The 15,140-nt window shown below is 54.2% G+C and carries 13 protein-coding genes; 8 read left to right on the forward strand and 5 right to left on the reverse strand.

Annotated elements, in window-relative coordinates:
• Positions 1-4: 4 nt before the first annotated feature.
• From thpR to LEPIL_RS17345, 3 genes are all read left to right on the forward strand, one after another.
• Positions 5-520, forward strand: coding sequence for an RNA 2',3'-cyclic phosphodiesterase (gene thpR, locus LEPIL_RS17335; protein ID WP_040919069.1), 516 nt, complete (start codon positions 5-7; stop codon positions 518-520).
• A complete protein-coding gene (locus tag LEPIL_RS22520) occupies positions 495-2,576 on the forward strand; it encodes a diguanylate cyclase domain-containing protein (RefSeq protein WP_157135107.1) in 2,082 nt (693 codons plus the stop codon). Before thpR ends, LEPIL_RS22520 begins: the two co-directional genes overlap by 26 nt.
• A gap of 72 nt (positions 2,577-2,648) precedes the next feature.
• Entirely contained in the window at positions 2,649-3,584 is a 936-nt protein-coding gene (locus LEPIL_RS17345; protein ID WP_002774475.1) for a bifunctional riboflavin kinase/FAD synthetase, read from the forward strand.
• Positions 3,585-3,589: 5 nt separating this feature from the next.
• Here the strand turns inward: LEPIL_RS17345 and ilvA are convergent, their stop codons facing one another.
• Entirely contained in the window at positions 3,590-5,095 is a 1,506-nt protein-coding gene (ilvA, locus tag LEPIL_RS17350; protein ID WP_002774476.1) for a threonine ammonia-lyase, biosynthetic, read from the reverse strand.
• Positions 5,096-5,215: 120 nt separating this feature from the next.
• Here ilvA and bfr point away from each other — a divergent pair, with 120 nt between their 5' ends.
• Positions 5,216-5,698 (forward strand): bacterioferritin, encoded by a 483-nt coding sequence (gene bfr, locus LEPIL_RS17355; protein ID WP_002774477.1) that lies wholly within the window; start codon positions 5,216-5,218, stop codon positions 5,696-5,698.
• Here bfr and LEPIL_RS17360 read toward each other — a convergent pair.
• Positions 5,695-6,786: an NAD(P)/FAD-dependent oxidoreductase gene (locus tag LEPIL_RS17360; RefSeq protein WP_002774478.1), complete on the reverse strand. Its 1,092-nt coding sequence runs from the start codon at positions 6,784-6,786 to the stop codon at positions 5,695-5,697. The genes bfr and LEPIL_RS17360 overlap by 4 nt on opposite strands.
• Positions 6,786-7,703, reverse strand: coding sequence for a cation diffusion facilitator family transporter (locus tag LEPIL_RS17365; protein WP_002774479.1), 918 nt, complete (start codon positions 7,701-7,703; stop codon positions 6,786-6,788). The genes LEPIL_RS17360 and LEPIL_RS17365 overlap by 1 nt, the downstream gene beginning before the upstream one ends.
• A 167-nt stretch (positions 7,704-7,870) precedes the next feature.
• On the opposite strand from LEPIL_RS17365, the gene LEPIL_RS17370 reads away from it, so the two are divergent.
• Complete coding sequence (locus LEPIL_RS17370; RefSeq protein WP_002774480.1) at positions 7,871-8,290, forward strand: GxxExxY protein; 420 nt, start codon at positions 7,871-7,873, stop codon at positions 8,288-8,290.
• Between the two features lie 838 nt (positions 8,291-9,128).
• On the opposite strand, the gene ltrA is transcribed toward LEPIL_RS17370, so the two are convergent.
• Both ltrA and yihA read right to left on the reverse strand, forming a co-directional pair.
• On the reverse strand, positions 9,129-10,472 hold the full coding sequence (gene ltrA / locus LEPIL_RS17385) for a group II intron reverse transcriptase/maturase (RefSeq protein WP_002769687.1): 1,344 nt from the start codon (positions 10,470-10,472) through the stop codon (positions 9,129-9,131).
• 499 nt (positions 10,473-10,971) lie between these two features.
• Entirely contained in the window at positions 10,972-11,592 is a 621-nt protein-coding gene (gene yihA, locus LEPIL_RS17395) for a ribosome biogenesis GTP-binding protein YihA/YsxC (protein ID WP_002774487.1), read from the reverse strand.
• Between the two features lie 80 nt (positions 11,593-11,672).
• Here yihA and LEPIL_RS17400 point away from each other — a divergent pair, with 80 nt between their 5' ends.
• The 3 genes from LEPIL_RS17400 to LEPIL_RS17410 all read left to right on the forward strand — a co-directional run bounded on the left by LEPIL_RS17400 (position 11,673) and on the right by LEPIL_RS17410 (position 15,139).
• Entirely contained in the window at positions 11,673-12,347 is a 675-nt protein-coding gene (locus tag LEPIL_RS17400; protein ID WP_002774489.1) for a hypothetical protein, read from the forward strand.
• Between the two features lie 114 nt (positions 12,348-12,461).
• Entirely contained in the window at positions 12,462-14,675 is a 2,214-nt protein-coding gene (locus LEPIL_RS17405) for a cyanophycin metabolism-associated ABC transporter (RefSeq protein WP_211208652.1), read from the forward strand.
• Positions 14,672-15,139 carry a cyanophycin metabolism-associated DUF1854 family protein gene (locus LEPIL_RS17410; RefSeq protein ID WP_002774493.1) on the forward strand — a complete coding sequence of 156 codons (468 nt, stop codon included), beginning with the start codon at positions 14,672-14,674 and terminating at the stop codon, positions 15,137-15,139. The genes LEPIL_RS17405 and LEPIL_RS17410 overlap by 4 nt, the downstream gene beginning before the upstream one ends.
• Position 15,140 lies beyond the last annotated feature (1 nt).

A 15,140-nucleotide genomic window follows, 5' to 3' on the forward strand; every position in this document is an offset into this window, starting at 1 on the left:
ACGTATGTTTCTTGCCCTGCCCGTTCCTGAATCGATTCATGAAGAGCTCGAACGACTCCGCATCGGGCTTCCGGGCGCGCGGTGGATGCCCGATCTGCATATTACGATTCGCTTTCTTGGCGATATCTCAGAGAAAGATCAATCGCTTATCGAAGAGCTACTTGCCGATCTGGAATTCCCTAATATTCACATCAGGCTTGGCATGCCCGGCGTTTTTATTCATCCGCGTCAGATCATACTGTATTTAAGTGCAGTGCCCGACGACGACATTATCAAGTTGAAGACGACCGTTGATACTCTGCTCCGGCCGACCGGGCTTCGCGTAGAGCGTAAGTTTCACGCCCACTGCACACTTGCCCGTTTACCCGACAGTCGATCGAGCTTTCTGCAGAATTACGTATTGCAGTTCGAACATTTTCAAACATCTTTGTTCGCAGTAGACGATCTCGTTCTGTTTTCGAGCGTCTTACAGAGAACGGGAGCGTTGCATTATCGTGAAGAGTCCTACAGACTTTCCTGATTCTTACGTCCAATACGGTCAGATGCCGTTACAGAAGGATTCGGTTCGCATCCTTGTCGTGGATGATGATCCGTCATTTTTGCAGCTCTCTCTGCGCTTGCTTGAGTCCCTCGGATACAGAGAGGTCGTCAGCGCGCAGACATCCGAAGACGCGCTGGAAGAACTGGCGCGACATCCCTTTGATGTCGTTCTTCTGGATATCGAACTCGGCCAGGGGATCGACGGCATTCAGTTCAGTGAAACGATCACCGAGAGCTATGGTACTCCTATCATTTTTCTGACAGCCGGCGCAGAAGAACAGATCGCACCGCGTATCGATCGCAACTCGACGATGGGCTTGCTTTTCAAGCCGATCAATTCCACCGAGCTTGATATCCTGATCTCTACGACACTGCGAGGAAGGCGGGCCGAGCTGGCGCTCTCAGGCGAGAAGCACAGCCTCATTGCGCGCATCTTTGATTCGATGGTAGAGGGCGTTTTTATTCTGGATGCACAGCGTCAGTTCGTCTATGCCAACGACTCGCTTCTGCGTATGCTTGATTATCAGCGATCCGAGCTGGACGGACGCTTTTCGAACATCATCGTCTCGCCGCGCGAAAACGTCCGTCATTATGCCCGAATCTGGTCCGCCTTGAAAAGCCGCGGTCGCTGGGAAGGCGCCCTCTCGCTCAGAACGCGTAACGGCAGTGATCGCAACGACTGGGTCAGCCTGACCGCCGTCAGGCAGGATGGCAGACTGGTTAACGTCGTAGGCCTCGTGCTCGACGCCACGGAGCGAAAACGCCATGAAGAGATGCTGTATTTCATGGCGCATCATGATCCGTTAACAGGCCTGCCGAATCGCAAGTTCTTTACCGATCAGCTCACGCGCTCACTCGCTCGCGCAAGACGCACCGATCACAGAGTGGCCGTTTTTTTCATCGACCTGGACGGTTTCAAAGAGATCAACGATTCGCTCGGGCACGCAGCCGGCGACGACACGCTGAAGATCGTGGCGCGTCGTCTGCGAGAATCTCTGCGAAAAACGGACGTCATCGGTCGCTACGGAGGCGACGAATTCGTCGTCGTCATCGACGACCTGAAAGATTATGAGAGCTCCCTCAAAATCGCCGATAAGCTTCTTCTTTCTTTGAATGCCGACATTCAACTGCGTGAGCGTAAGTTTCGCGTCGGCGCCTCCATCGGCATCAGCCTGTATCCTCTTGACGGCGATTCAAGCGATCTGTTGATTCAGATGGCCGATGCGGCGATGTATGCGGCGAAGCGTTCCGGCGGATTCGACTATCGTTTCAGTGATACCGCTGTCGAGAAGATAGCCGCCTCGTGGAGGCGCTACCGCTCTGAATCCGACAGGACGGCGCGCAAGCGTCAGCTGCTCTTTCAGTTGATCCGTACGATCGGCAGCAACCGGATCTTCGCCGTTCAGCCGGATCTTTTCCCCGGAGAAGTGCCCGGCGGCGAGGATTCCATGCCGTCGGCGGTGCTGGATATGCCGTCGGTCTGGTCAGAGGCATACTGGCGATTGCTCGTCTTTTTACGCGAAGAGGCCGACGAGGACTGGCAGACGCTACTACCCGGCATGCGCGTACATCTTCGAACGGCTGCCGCTGCGGTCGGCGGCGGTGAGGTCCTGCATGAGCTGCTTGATGAATTACACCGTCGCCGCGTACGCGTCATCCTCGAGATGTCGGAGCGTGATCTGGAACGACTGCTCAATCATAACGAACCGGCGCTGCAGAGCCTCTTTCGGGAAAACATCGTCTTCTCGATTCGCGAGGCGACCGGCGTCATGATCCGCATCAACGACTATATGCGACTGCCCGTCGATAGCTTCGTTCTGCCTTCGCTTGACGCCGCTTCAGATTCGGATCAGAAGATGCTTATGTATATGGCGCAAAGCAACGCTCATATTCTCGGTCGGCGTGTTCTCTTCGATTCCGTAAGCGAGTCGGATTTTCTTCGCACGGTCAGAGGAGGCGGCCAGGATCTTTATCGCGGATCGCTTGCCGGCGATCTTCTCAGCGCATCGGACGTGGTGCAGTTGCTGAAAAAATAGGTTTACCGGAATAAGGGCCGACGTTTCTTTTGGTACTATGCTGCGGGTGCCGTCCCGCTTGCGTTTCCAAAGATGCAGATCATACATAACCTCTCTCAGTTTCAGCCGCAGTGGCAGAATGCCGTTCTCACGCTTGGCGTTTTTGACGGCATGCATCTCGGGCATCAGGCCCTGATCAAACGCACGCTCGAGAAATCGACAGAGACGAACGCTGCTCGTGTACTTGTCACCTACCATCCACACCCTGACCTTGTTCTCGGGAAAAGACGCGAAGAGCATGGCACCGAACTCTTTACCTACGAAGAAAAGCTGGGCCTCTTGCAGAGCTTTCACCTCGATGCCGCCGTCTTTCTTGAATTCACAAAAGAGCTGGCTCAGATGAGCGCAGAAAGTTATCTGCGCGACATCCTCATTGAACGGCTGCGGGCCTCTTCCATCGTCATCGGCTACGATCAATGCTTCGGCAAGGATCGCCAGGGTGATTTCGCGTTTCTCCAGGGATTGCAGCAGAAGTATGGTTATACGGTTGATCGCATCGATCCGGTCCTGTATGAGGGGGAGGTCGTTTCCAGTTCGCGCGTTCGGCGTGTTATCCGTACGGGTGATGTGATGCTCGGAAGAGCTCTTCTCGGCCGCCCCTTTTATGTTACGGGCACGGTTGTGCGCGGCTTCCAGCGCGGTCGTACGATCGGATTCCCGACGGCGAACGTCGATCTTCCGCCGACGAAGGTTCTTCCGTCAAACGGAGTCTATCGCGGCTGGTGCGAGCGCGGAGGGCAGTTCTACCGGGCGATGATCAACATCGGCTACAATCCGACCTTTCACAATCAGCTGCTTTCCGTCGAGGCGCATCTGCTCGATTTCGACGAAGAGATCTATGGCGAGTCTATCCGCGTGCATTTTGCCGACCGTCTGCGCTCCGAGCAGAAGTTCGACGGCGTCGATGCGCTCAAGGCGCAGTTGAATAAAGACCGCGATGCTACGCGAGAGCTGCCGGCGCAATTCTGAGTTTCTTATAGAAAGAGCCGGTACGCGGGGTTCTGCGTCTCTTCGATAAAAGAGTAGTTCAGGTTTTTCAGATACGCATAAAAGGCATCGTCATCGGCCTCGTCGATTTCGAATCCGATCAGAACCCTGCCGAAGTCGCCGCCGTGCATGCGATAATGAAAAAGCGATATGTTCCATGATCCGCTCATGGAATTCAGAAGCTGTGCAAGGGCACCCGGTCGTTCGGGAAACTCAAAGCGAAAAAGAAGCTCTCGCGGGCCGGGCGGACGTCGTCCACCGACCATATGCCGTATATGCGTTTTCGCCAGCTCGTTATCCGTGAGATTCAGGCATGGGAATCCGCCGTCGATCAGGCTCTGACCGAAGCGATCGGCCTCCGTCGACGAATGAACTGCGATGCCGACGAAGATATGGGCCTGTTCGCCCGACATGAGGCGATAGTTGAATTCCGTGATGTTCCGATCCCCCACAAAAGAATCGCAGAAGCGCTTCAGCGAGCCCGGCTTCTCGGGAATCGTCACAGCATAGAGGGCCTCTCTGCGTTCGCCCGTCATTGCGCGCTCGGCGACGAAGCGAAGGCGATCGAAGTTCATGTTCGCTCCGGAGTTGATGGCGATGAGTCGCTGCCGCGAGATGCTGCGGTTATGCACATACTTTCGCAGGCCGGCGACCGCCAGAGCGCCTGCCGGTTCGACGATGGATCGCGTCTCCTGATAGATGGCCTTGATAGCCGAGGCGATCTCGTCGGTCGATACGGTGATGAATTCATCTGTATAACGCCGCGCGAGTTCGAATGTACGCAATCCCACTTCTTTGACGGCGACGCCGTCGGCGAAGATGCCGACCGTATCAAGGCGGATGCGCCTGTCGGCCTCTACGGATCGCTTCATCGCATCGGAATCTTCGGATTGAACGCCGATGATCTTCACCTCGGGAAGAACGGTTTTCAAGAAGAGACCGATGCCCGAGATCAATCCGCCGCCGCCGACGGGAACGAAGACGGCGTTCAGGTCGGGCATCTGCCTTAGCAGCTCATGCCCGATCGTTCCCTGACCGGCGATCACATCGTCGTCATCAAAAGGATGGATGAATACGGCGCCGGACTCTGCGGCAAGCTTCGTCGCATGCTCAGCGGCGTCGGAGTAGCTGTCGCCGATCAGGACGACGGTCGCTCCGTAGCTTTTCACGGCGTTGACCTTGATGCCCGGCGTCGTTGCCGGCATGACTACCGTCGCCTGAATGCGCAGCCTCTGAGCCGAGAGGGCCACACCCTGCGCATGATTGCCGGCTGAGGCGCAAATCACGCCCCGTCGCTTTTCTTCTTCGCTCAGCGATACGATCTTCTGGTAGGCGCCGCGGATCTTAAACGAAAAGACAGGTTGCAGGTCTTCTCGTTTAAGATAGATGTCGTTATCCAGTTCGCCGCTGAGTCGGACGGCATGATCCAGCGGAGTTTCGATAGCCGCCTCGTAAACGCGAGAGGTGAGGATTTTGCGGAATATATCTTGCATGGTATGGTCGCGTTCCTGTGGGATTGAGAGTCAAACTCAATTCGACCCGTATTTGCCTGAGGCCAGTTTCATCGGCATTTTTTGCTTGTCTGTTCGAATTCCTGGATATTGTTACTGCCAGTGAAAGGAAATCAAAAGATTATCGACGCCCTGAACGGTCTCTTGCCCGGCGAGCTGACCTCGATGGATCAGTATTTTTATTATTCGCGAGTCCTGCATGATCAGGGCATCCAGAAGCTTTATGAGCGAATCGCCCATGAAATGGACGACGAAAAAGAGCATGCCTCGATGTTGATCGAGCGCATCCTCTTTCTTGGCGGATCTCCCGTTATCGGGAACCGCAAGGCGCTGAACACAAGCACCGACGTTCGTGAGATGCTCGAACACAGTCTGCGATGCGAACTGGATATCGTGGCTCATCTTCGCGAGGTGATTACGCTCTGCGAAACGGAGCGCGATTTCGTTACCCGCGAGATTCTGTTAAAGCTGCTCGACGATACGGAGCACGACCACACGCACTGGCTTGAGCAACAGCTCGGCCTGATCGATCGCATGGGCATTCAGAACTATATCGAATCTCAGTCTATGGGATCGCCCGGTTAACGAAACGGAAGCTCTTCTACTAAAGAAGCGGCTGCCGTCAGTCCCGGGCTTTCGATACCGAGTAGATGAATAAAGCCCGGACTGCTCTCTTCTATCACAAAATCCGTTATGGCCTCGCCGTTCTTAAATAGCCTCGGTCGCAGCCCTGCATAGCCGGGAGCCAGATCGTCGGCCGTGAAAATTGGACCGGCGGCCGTTCCGATGATTTCACCAAGCGAATCCGCAAATTCCTCAGCCGTGGCCGTGATACGATAGTCCTCTTTTGAAGAAGCGGCGATGGCATTGGGTCCGACATAGATCTCTCCGGAAGGATGGATGGTGTAGTGCACTCCGAGCGCCGTGTCGTTTTTTGCTCCTTTCATCACCGATGCAGGCAGCGGATACACAAGCTTCTCTAACGGATAGCTCTTTCGCAGTCGAAAGTACTCTCCGCGCACGGGGCGGATCTCATAACCCTGCAATCCGGCACGAAGGGCGATGGAATCGGAGTGCAGCCCGGCGGCGTTGATAAGCATGCTACAGCTCATCGTTTCGGATGCGCCGGCATTGTCGGCTAACGTCACCTCATGCGGGTCGCCTTCAACGTAACGGCGGCCTTTCAGCAAGACGCCGCCTTCCGTCTCTATGGCATGATGCAGGGCCTTCAGATACGCGGCGGAGTCGATGACGGCCGTGCCTTTTGAATGCAGGGCTCGGGCCCCCAGTACTCCAGGGAAAAACCGCCCGGGTTCTTGCAGTATTTCAAGTTCGGCGGCTCCGTTATCGAGGGCCTTCTCGTAAAGCTCGTCGACGGCGTCGGCAGATCCGCTCCGGCCGCACGTGACGAGCTTCCCGCATCGCAGAAAGGGGATCGGATGCTCTTCGATGAACTGTTCGGTCAGCCGTTTGCCGCGAATGCAATGCTTCGCCTTCAGAGAGCCGGTTTTATAGTAGAGACCGGCATGCAGTACGCCCGAGTTGCGACCCGATATGCCGTCCCCTGGAGACGGATCGGCGATGGCGACGGAACGACCGCAACGCAGCGCATGCAGTGCGGCCCAGGAGCCGACGATGCCGGCTCCGATGACGATAACGTCGAGTTGCGCCATCAATCCATCGTATCGATCTCGACAAAAGACCAGCGCACGTCGGGTAACGCCGCCTTGATCGATTTCTCAAGATCGTTGACGGCCTTGACGGCGTCGTTCAGGGCAAGGCCCGGTTTCATCTTTACCTTGCAGGCAAGCATAATATCGGGGCCGAGCTGCGCCGTGATGATACGCAGCACTTTTTCAATGGAAGCGTTTGCTTCGATCTGTTTGTGAATCGTATGCTCGATTTCAGGATCGGCCGATTCGCCCACAAGCATCGACTTGATTCGAACGGAGAGGGCGATGGAGATCACGACAAGAAGTACGCCGATAGAAGCCGAACCGAGCGCATCATAAACAGGGTTACCCGTGATGGCGGCAAGGGACAGGAAGAATCCGGCGAAAACAAGACCGGCAAGGGCGGCGACGTCTTCGCCGAATACGACGATAAGCTCAGCCTTGCGCGAGTGAAGCAGCCATTTCAAGAGCGGCGTTTCGCCTCTGATCTTCTTGATCTCGCGCATCGCTCCGAACAGAGAACCGAGTTCGAGCAGAATGGAGAGACCGATGACGCCGAGGGCGATATGGATGTCTTTCAGCGGCTCGGGCTCATACAGTTTATGAACGCCTTCATAGATCGAGAACATACCGCCCATGCTGAAAAGCAGGATGGCGACCATAAACGACCAGAAGTATACCGCCTTCCCGTAGCCAAGAGGATGTCGATCATCGGGCGGACGCTGTGATCGCTTCATGCCCATATAGAGCAGAACCTGATTCGCGCAATCGGCCGCCGAGTGAATGGACTCGGCAAGCATCGAGCCCGAACCCGTATACAGAGCGGCGGCAAGTTTAGAAAGAGCGATGCCAAGATTGGCAAGAAAGGCATAGAGGATGGCTTTAACGGCGCCTTCGTTTCCGTGACCGTGTGACATGGAGTCTTTATTCTGTGGAAGCTCTGTAAAGACAATAAATTATGGATCCTGCGGAATCGGGAAAATGAGGGGGGGGCGTATGACCGTGCTTTTTTTTAACCTCAGAGGTCGCGGAGGACGCAGAGAAAAATACGAGTCGTTTGACCGGTGTTGAACCTATACCGGTTATGAGAGTAGAAAAATCCAAAAAGGATGGCATGTGGATTGAGCCTGATCCAGAACTGACCGGTGTCGTTATCGCTTCGGCAATAGAGGTGCATCGGTATTTTGGGCCCGGATTGCTTGAGAGTGTGTATGAGTCTGCCCTGTTTCTGGAGTTGCAACAAAGATCAATTCATTCGAAAAGACAGGCACCCGTGCCGGCCCTTTACAAGGGGGTCGACCTGGGAACGGGCTTTCGTGCTGATTTGATCGTTGAGAACAGCCTTTTGCTGGAAATCAAGACAGTTGACACGATTCATTCAGTACATCTGGCGCAGGCGTTGAGCTATATGAAAGCGTTGCGGTTCAGGCGCGGCCTGATTCTGAATTTCAATGCGCCACAACTCCGCCTGGGTATCAAACGAGTATCATTGGCTCCTTCATAACCCGGTCTATTAGAGTCTTCCTCTGCGACCTGTGTGGTTTACACTCTTCTGGCTTCTTTTAAGCGAAAAAAGAAAAGAAGAAATAACCACGGAGGAAGGCAGAGAGAAGGGTAAGAGTTTTTTACCGCGAAATACACGAAAGGTGCGAAAGAAATCCAGGGCCCTTGATCCGTTTATCGATCGTATCTTCTCTCCGTGTCTCTGTGGTAGATTGTTCTGATTTTTTCGCAGCATCGCAGCAAAGAGGTTTAACCGCGGAGGGCTCTGAGGGCGCGGAGGCAGAAGTGGAGTGGGGTAAGGCCTTTCAGCACGCGAGCGCTTCTCTATTCCGGATCGTTTTCGCGTATTTCGCGCTTTTCGCGGTCAAAAGGATTTTCTTACCGCTAAATACGCGAAAATCGCGAAAGAAGAGGGGAGAATCTAACGGTACCGATATTGAAAACCCTATCACTTCTCCCGACTTTCCTTCTGGATTTCTCCGCGACCTCAGCGTCCTCTGTGGTGGATTGTTCAGATTTTTCTCGCAGCATCGCAGCAAAGAGGTTTAACCGCGGAGGGCTCGGAGGTAAGAGGTCGGTGAGATTTTCCAGTATAATCAGCCCTGTTATGTGATTTGTGCCTGATCGGATCGTTTTCGCGTATTTCGCGGTTCAGGGATTTTTCTGCTCTTTCTATATATGCAGCAAGCCAACAGAAGCGATGAGGCGCTATTCACACTGATCTCTCTCTGTGCTCTGTAGAGTAGAGAGGGTGCCGGAAATCCGGCAGCCCTCCCCCTCGTCAAACCGGACGTGCAGATTTCCCGCATCCGGCTTTCACGAATACCTGTTTCACTGCGTTAAGCATAGGATAGGAATTGCAGCCCCTGTTTCCTCAAATAGGAATTCCAGGTGTCACCCTCCGGGAGCTTCGTCTTACGCTGGCTTTTCCTCGTGAGGAATTTCCAGAATTTCAGATGGAGATAGTAGTTTACTTCGCTGTAGGCTCTCTTGCGGTATCCCACTGCGAAGTAGTTATCCCATCCTCTGAGCGTGCGATTCAGCTCTGCGATGGCCTGATCCACCGGTTTATAGGAGTTCCTGTAGGAGAGGAATTCGTGTATTTTCCCTTTTAGATTCTTGACGGATTTCTTTGACGGATAAACATTCAGGCATAGATAGTTCCTGTGATGGATTCCTTTTTCGTACCGGAAGGAGAAGCCGAGGAAATCAAGAATCGGGCCTGTCGTTCGCAGATCGACCCACCTTGTTTTCTCTCTGTTTATCGTCAGACGGAATCGTGTTTCAAGTAGATCCTCAAGATGATGGATCATCTCTTTCATCGGTTCCTTCATCAAGATCACGAAGTCATCCGCATAGCGTACAATGGATGCCTGAATCTTCCTGCTCGTAGTCATGGCATGGAAGTATTTCTCGAAGTGATGGAGGTAGATGTTGGCGAGAAGCGGCGAGATGACGCCTCCCTGAGGCGTGCCTATCGTGCTTTTGTGCCATTTCTTCTTTCCATTCTCATCGACATCCACTATCGTCGCTTTCAACCACATACGAAGCAGCTTCAAAACGGATCGATCAACGATTCTTCTCTCGACTGCCTTCATGAGATTGTCATGCGGGATGGTATCGAAATAACCCTTCAGATCCGCGTCATAGACAACACGCTTGCCTCCTTTCAGTTCAGACCGTATCGCTTCAACGGCATCATGTGCCGAACGACCCGGTCGGAAACCGTAAGAGGTGTCCAGAAAATCCGCCTCGAAGATCGGTTCGATGATCAGGAGGACGGCCATCTGGATAACGCGGTCTTTGATGGTGGGGATTCCAAGGGGTCTTTTCCGACCATCCTTCTTCGGAATGTACACGCGTTTAACAGGGTCCGGACGATACGTTGATTCTTTCAGGCTGATTAACAGTCCCTCAAGAAATCCATCCACACCGTCTTTTCTCTTTTCAATGTCCTCAAAGCTGATTCCGTCGATGCCCGGCGCACCCTTATTGGCCCTTACTCGTTTCCACGCAGATTCAAGGGTGTCCTTCCTGAGCACATGGCCGTACAGCGAGTAGAATCGAAACTTTGCTTCCGCTTTTGCTTTGTGAAAGAGCTTCGTTCTCAAAAGAGAGAGGTCCGCAGAGAGTCCCCACTGGTTTAGCGGGCAGTAGTCTGCATTTTCCGTAGTAGTTTCCAATCGGTCTTTCTCCTCATCTGAATCAGCTTGTATTCGTCAAGCCTCCTTCGCTCCATCGGAGTTACCCGACTTCGACGCTACTATGAAGCTCTCCGACTTCCCTTCCTGACCGCCCGACGGTTATTCATTCCCGCCGGACGTTTGCTGGCGCATCAGGAGGGATCTCCCAGGTTCCTCGCGTTCGCCTTACATGCGCGCTGTCCTCCAAGACCCCGGATAGCTCCGTGGCGGTGAGCGATTGTTGACCGCTCACGGATGGCAGGCTTCACCATCACGGACAGGTTGGCCGCTATCAGTTGAGTAACGAGGCTGAATAGGTTCGCTTTCGCTACGGCTCGCATGTTCATTTCCCGTGGCTTCGGCCTTTCGGTTGCCCTATGACCGCACGGTTCCTTAACCGCCGAACAATCAATTAGCGGTCCAGGGACGTTTCACCCTGGTGGCTCACACAGGCTTATCCTGGCGCACCCGCGATCTCTGTGGTTGACCCTTTGACTTTTTACTCCTGCAAGACGGCGCGGATGCGACGGTGGATCTCGTCCAGCCCGAGTTTGTGAGTGGAGCTTACCGGAACGCTGATCTCGGGAAGCGGATCTTCTTTCTGCCATCGTCTGTGTGCGGCAGATCGTTCTTTTTGATTGAGTCGATCCCAGCGGCTGCGGGCGACGAAGAACGGCCGCTCGATAGACAGGCTGTGCTGCATGAGCGATAGCTCTTCTTCGCCGGCGTCACGCTTTGCGTCGAGCACGATGATCGTCAGGCGAAGATGCTTCTCTTTCAGAATATAGCTGCGGATCATCTCATGCAGCGCCGCCACTTCTTTCTGTGGAAGCTTCGCATAACCAAAGCCGGGAAGGTCGACGAGATAGAACTCCGGATGATCCGATCCGGCGGGAACATAGAAATAGTTGATGAGTCTTGTCTTTCCAGGAGTCTTCGAGATCTTTGCAAGGTCTTTCTGTTCACAGAGCGCCGATATGAGTGATGACTTGCCGGCGTTGGAGCGACCGGTGAAGGCGATGGCAGGAATCGGAGCGACATCACTTTTTGCCACGGCGCCGGCCGTCGGAAAAGAACGAAAGAAGCGTGCCTGACGGAAGGGCTCAAAGGTATCGCGCATAGGTGCATTTTTGCGCATGAGCCTGTCCCGGCAATGGTTTCTCTTGACCGTCAGTCGGGCCAGATAGGATACATGCCTGTATGCGCATGAAAAGGCCATTTTTGAACATCGTATTCTATTCTGCTCTGTTTTCCCTCGCCGGGTGTCAGACGCCTCCTCTGTTGAAAGACTCTTCCGTAGCCCTTGAAGTGTATGTATTGCCCGTTACGATCGACGGGTATGCGGTGAACATGGACGAAGCTGATGATGTGCGCCTCGTGCTCGATCGTCGTATTCCTGAACTTGTTGCAAGAAAGCTTGATGATGCCGGCGTGCTCTGGAAATCAGGCAGCCTTACAGAAGAACAGAGAAAATTCATCGGGCGTTATGTCGAAACCATGCGATACGTCGACTACCTGACCGATGAACAGAGACTTGAACTTGAGGCCGAGGCGATGCAGCTGTGGCCTGATCCGGCAATCGTTGTTTTTCCTCTTATTGAAAAGAAGGATGTGCGCTTACAGACAGGTTTACACATGCTGCTCTGCGTGCTTGCTGTGGCGGCCCGATCATCGCCAGGAAATCCACCACTGGAAATCTCCATGGATCTTGGCCTCTTTGTCCGCCGCGACCACGGACACCGCCCCATGCAACTGGAATGGACATCAAAGCCGTTACACCGGATGCGAGATGTACTCGGCTCTCAAGGTTATCTGAAATTCCTCGATACTGAATTGAATTCCGTGATCCCCCTGAAGCAAAAGCGTATGCCGTAACGTTTCGATAGGCTTGCGTGATTACAGAATCAGCGATAATTTTTGATTGACGGCGCCGGACATGGGAGTAGGCCGAGCGAGGCGGATTCCCGCCATCCGATGTTTACAGCGGCGATGGAAAAGCAGTTGCCTGCACCCTATCAGGCGACGATGGAATCGCGGCTGATGCCTGAAGAGACCGTCGAGGCCTTCCTCGAACTCGATCTTGATGAACGACTGCACTTCCGTCCCGGAATTCTGGCGCTTACGAATCGACGTCTTTTTTCGATGACGGAATCCGATTCTTCTGTTACAGAGCATCCGCTTTCAACTGACCTCAGTATGATCTTCAGCGACCATGCCGGAGCGGCCGCGCTTGCTCTTTTTAACAGTGATCGGCGTCTGGCGGTCTGGCGCTTTACGATAAGCCGAAAGCCGGCTGCCGATGCTCTCTTGCGACGCTTTGAAGAGATGCTGAAGTCCTCGTCTGGCGGAATCGATGCTGGAGGCAATCACAGAAGCGATCACGGAACCGATGAGTCAGGGCGAACCGATGACGAGAATGTCGGCGAGACGGAAGAGATTCCGTCCACATGGACGCTTCTTCGTTTATGGCGATTTGCGCGTCCCTATAAACGACAGTTATTCACCGGATTTGTTCTCACGCTTCTTTCAACGGCGGCGACGCTTGTTCCGCCGTATCTGACGATGCCGCTCATCGACGATGTGCTTGTTCCCTATCAGAGCGGACAGCCGATGAACGTATCGCTTGCCGTGCTCTATCTTTCGGGCCTGATCGGCGCCGCCTTTATAGCCTGGGGGCTGGGATGGGCTCGCACCTATATCCTGGCCCTCGTATCGGAGCGCATCGGCCGAGACCTGCGAACGACTACCTTCGAGCATCTCATTCATCTCTCGCTTCAGTATTTCGGTGGAAAGCGCACAGGCGATCTCATGGCACGCATAGGATCAGAGACGGATCGCATCAACCTTTTTCTTTCGCTGCATCTTCTCGACTTCGCCACCGACGTGCTCATGATCAGCCTGACGGCCGTTATCCTCTTTACGATCGACGGATATCTGGCTGCGGCAACGCTTCTTCCTCTACCGCTGATCGCCTACCTCATTCATATCGTGCGCGACAGGCTGCGCACGGGCTTTGAAAAGGTCGATCGTATCTGGGCAGAAGTCACGAACGTGCTCACCGATACGATTCCGGGGATTCGCGTCGTCAAAGCCTTCGCACAGGAGAAACGTGAGGCGGCTCGATTTCAGGAGGCGAATCGTCTGAATCTCGTTCTGAACGATCGCATCAACCGTACATGGTCGCTTTTTTCGCCTACGGTAACGTTGTTAACCGAATTCGGTCTTCTCATCGTCTGGATCGCGGGAATCTGGCAGATCTTTCGCGGGCAGATTACCGTCGGCGTGCTGACGGCCTTCCTGTCATATATCACCCGCTTTTACACTCGTCTTGATTCAATGAGCCGGATCGTTTCGGTAACGCAGAAGGCAGCGGCAGGGACGAAGCGTATCTTTGAGATCCTCGACCATGTATCCAGCGTACCCGAGCCTGAAAACCCCGTGCATCTGAAGGATCCGCGATGCGAGATCGAACTGAAAGGGGTGGGCTTTCGATATGGAACGCGTGCCGTTCTGAAAGACGTCAATCTTACGATTCGGCCAGGCGAGATGATCGGCCTCGTCGGCCACAGCGGCTCGGGTAAAAGCACCGTCGTGAATCTGATATGCCGGTTTTATGACGTGAGCGAAGGGGCGATCCGCATCGATGGCGTCGATATACGACAGGTGCCCGTAGGCGAATACCGCAGTCGTATCGGCCTCGTTTTACAGGAGCCGTTTCTCTTCTACGGTACGATAGCGGATAACATCGCCTACGGTCGCCCTGATGCCGATCGAGAGCAGATCATCGCCGCCGCTCGTGCCGCTCACGCTCATGAGTTCATTCTGCGTATGCCGCTTGGCTATGATTCTCTCGTCGGCGAACATGGACAGGGGTTATCCGGAGGCGAACGTCAGCGCATTTCGATCGCTCGGGCGCTGCTCATTGATCCGCGCATCCTCATACTCGATGAGGCAACATCGTCGGTCGATACCGAGACCGAGAAAGAGATCCAACGAGCGCTCGACAACCTCGTGCAGGGGCGAACGACGATCGCCATCGCTCATCGTCTCTCGACTCTGCGTAAGGCTGATCGTCTCGTCGTTATGGACCGCGGTGGGATCGTCGAGATCGGGAATCATGACGAATTGATGCGAAAAGAGGGGCACTACTATCGCCTTTATGAAGCGCAGGCGCGCAATGTCGATAGCGAGGTCGTTCTATGAAGAACGGATTCGAATTGCAGATCGATGCGCACGGTCGCCTCGAACTATGTCTGTCAGAAGGACGCCGCTACGTCGGAGTGAGCGCCGTGCGTGCCTTTCCGATTTCGGCTCCGCAACAGAGCGTATCTATCGTCGATGCCGAAGGCCATGAGCGGCTCTTTATCGAATCGCTTGCAGAACTGGATCCTGCCGATCGTTCGATCATCGAGTCGGATCTCACTGCCAGGGAGTTTGTTCCCGAGATTCTGCGAATCGTTTCGGTAAATCGATATGCCGCTCCGTGTACGTTTACCGTCGATACGGATCGCGGAACGACCTCCTTTTTCTTACAGGGAGAAGAGTTTATACGTCGAATGACTCCGAAGACGCTGCTGATCGCGGACAGAAGCGGCATACAGTATCTGGTCAGAGATCTTACGGCGCTTGATCGACAGAGCCGCCGAATTCTTGATCGCTTTCTGTAGA

It is taken from the genome of Leptonema illini DSM 21528 (genome assembly GCF_000243335.1).
Classification (GTDB): domain Bacteria; phylum Spirochaetota; class Leptospiria; order Leptospirales; family Leptonemataceae; genus Leptonema; species Leptonema illini.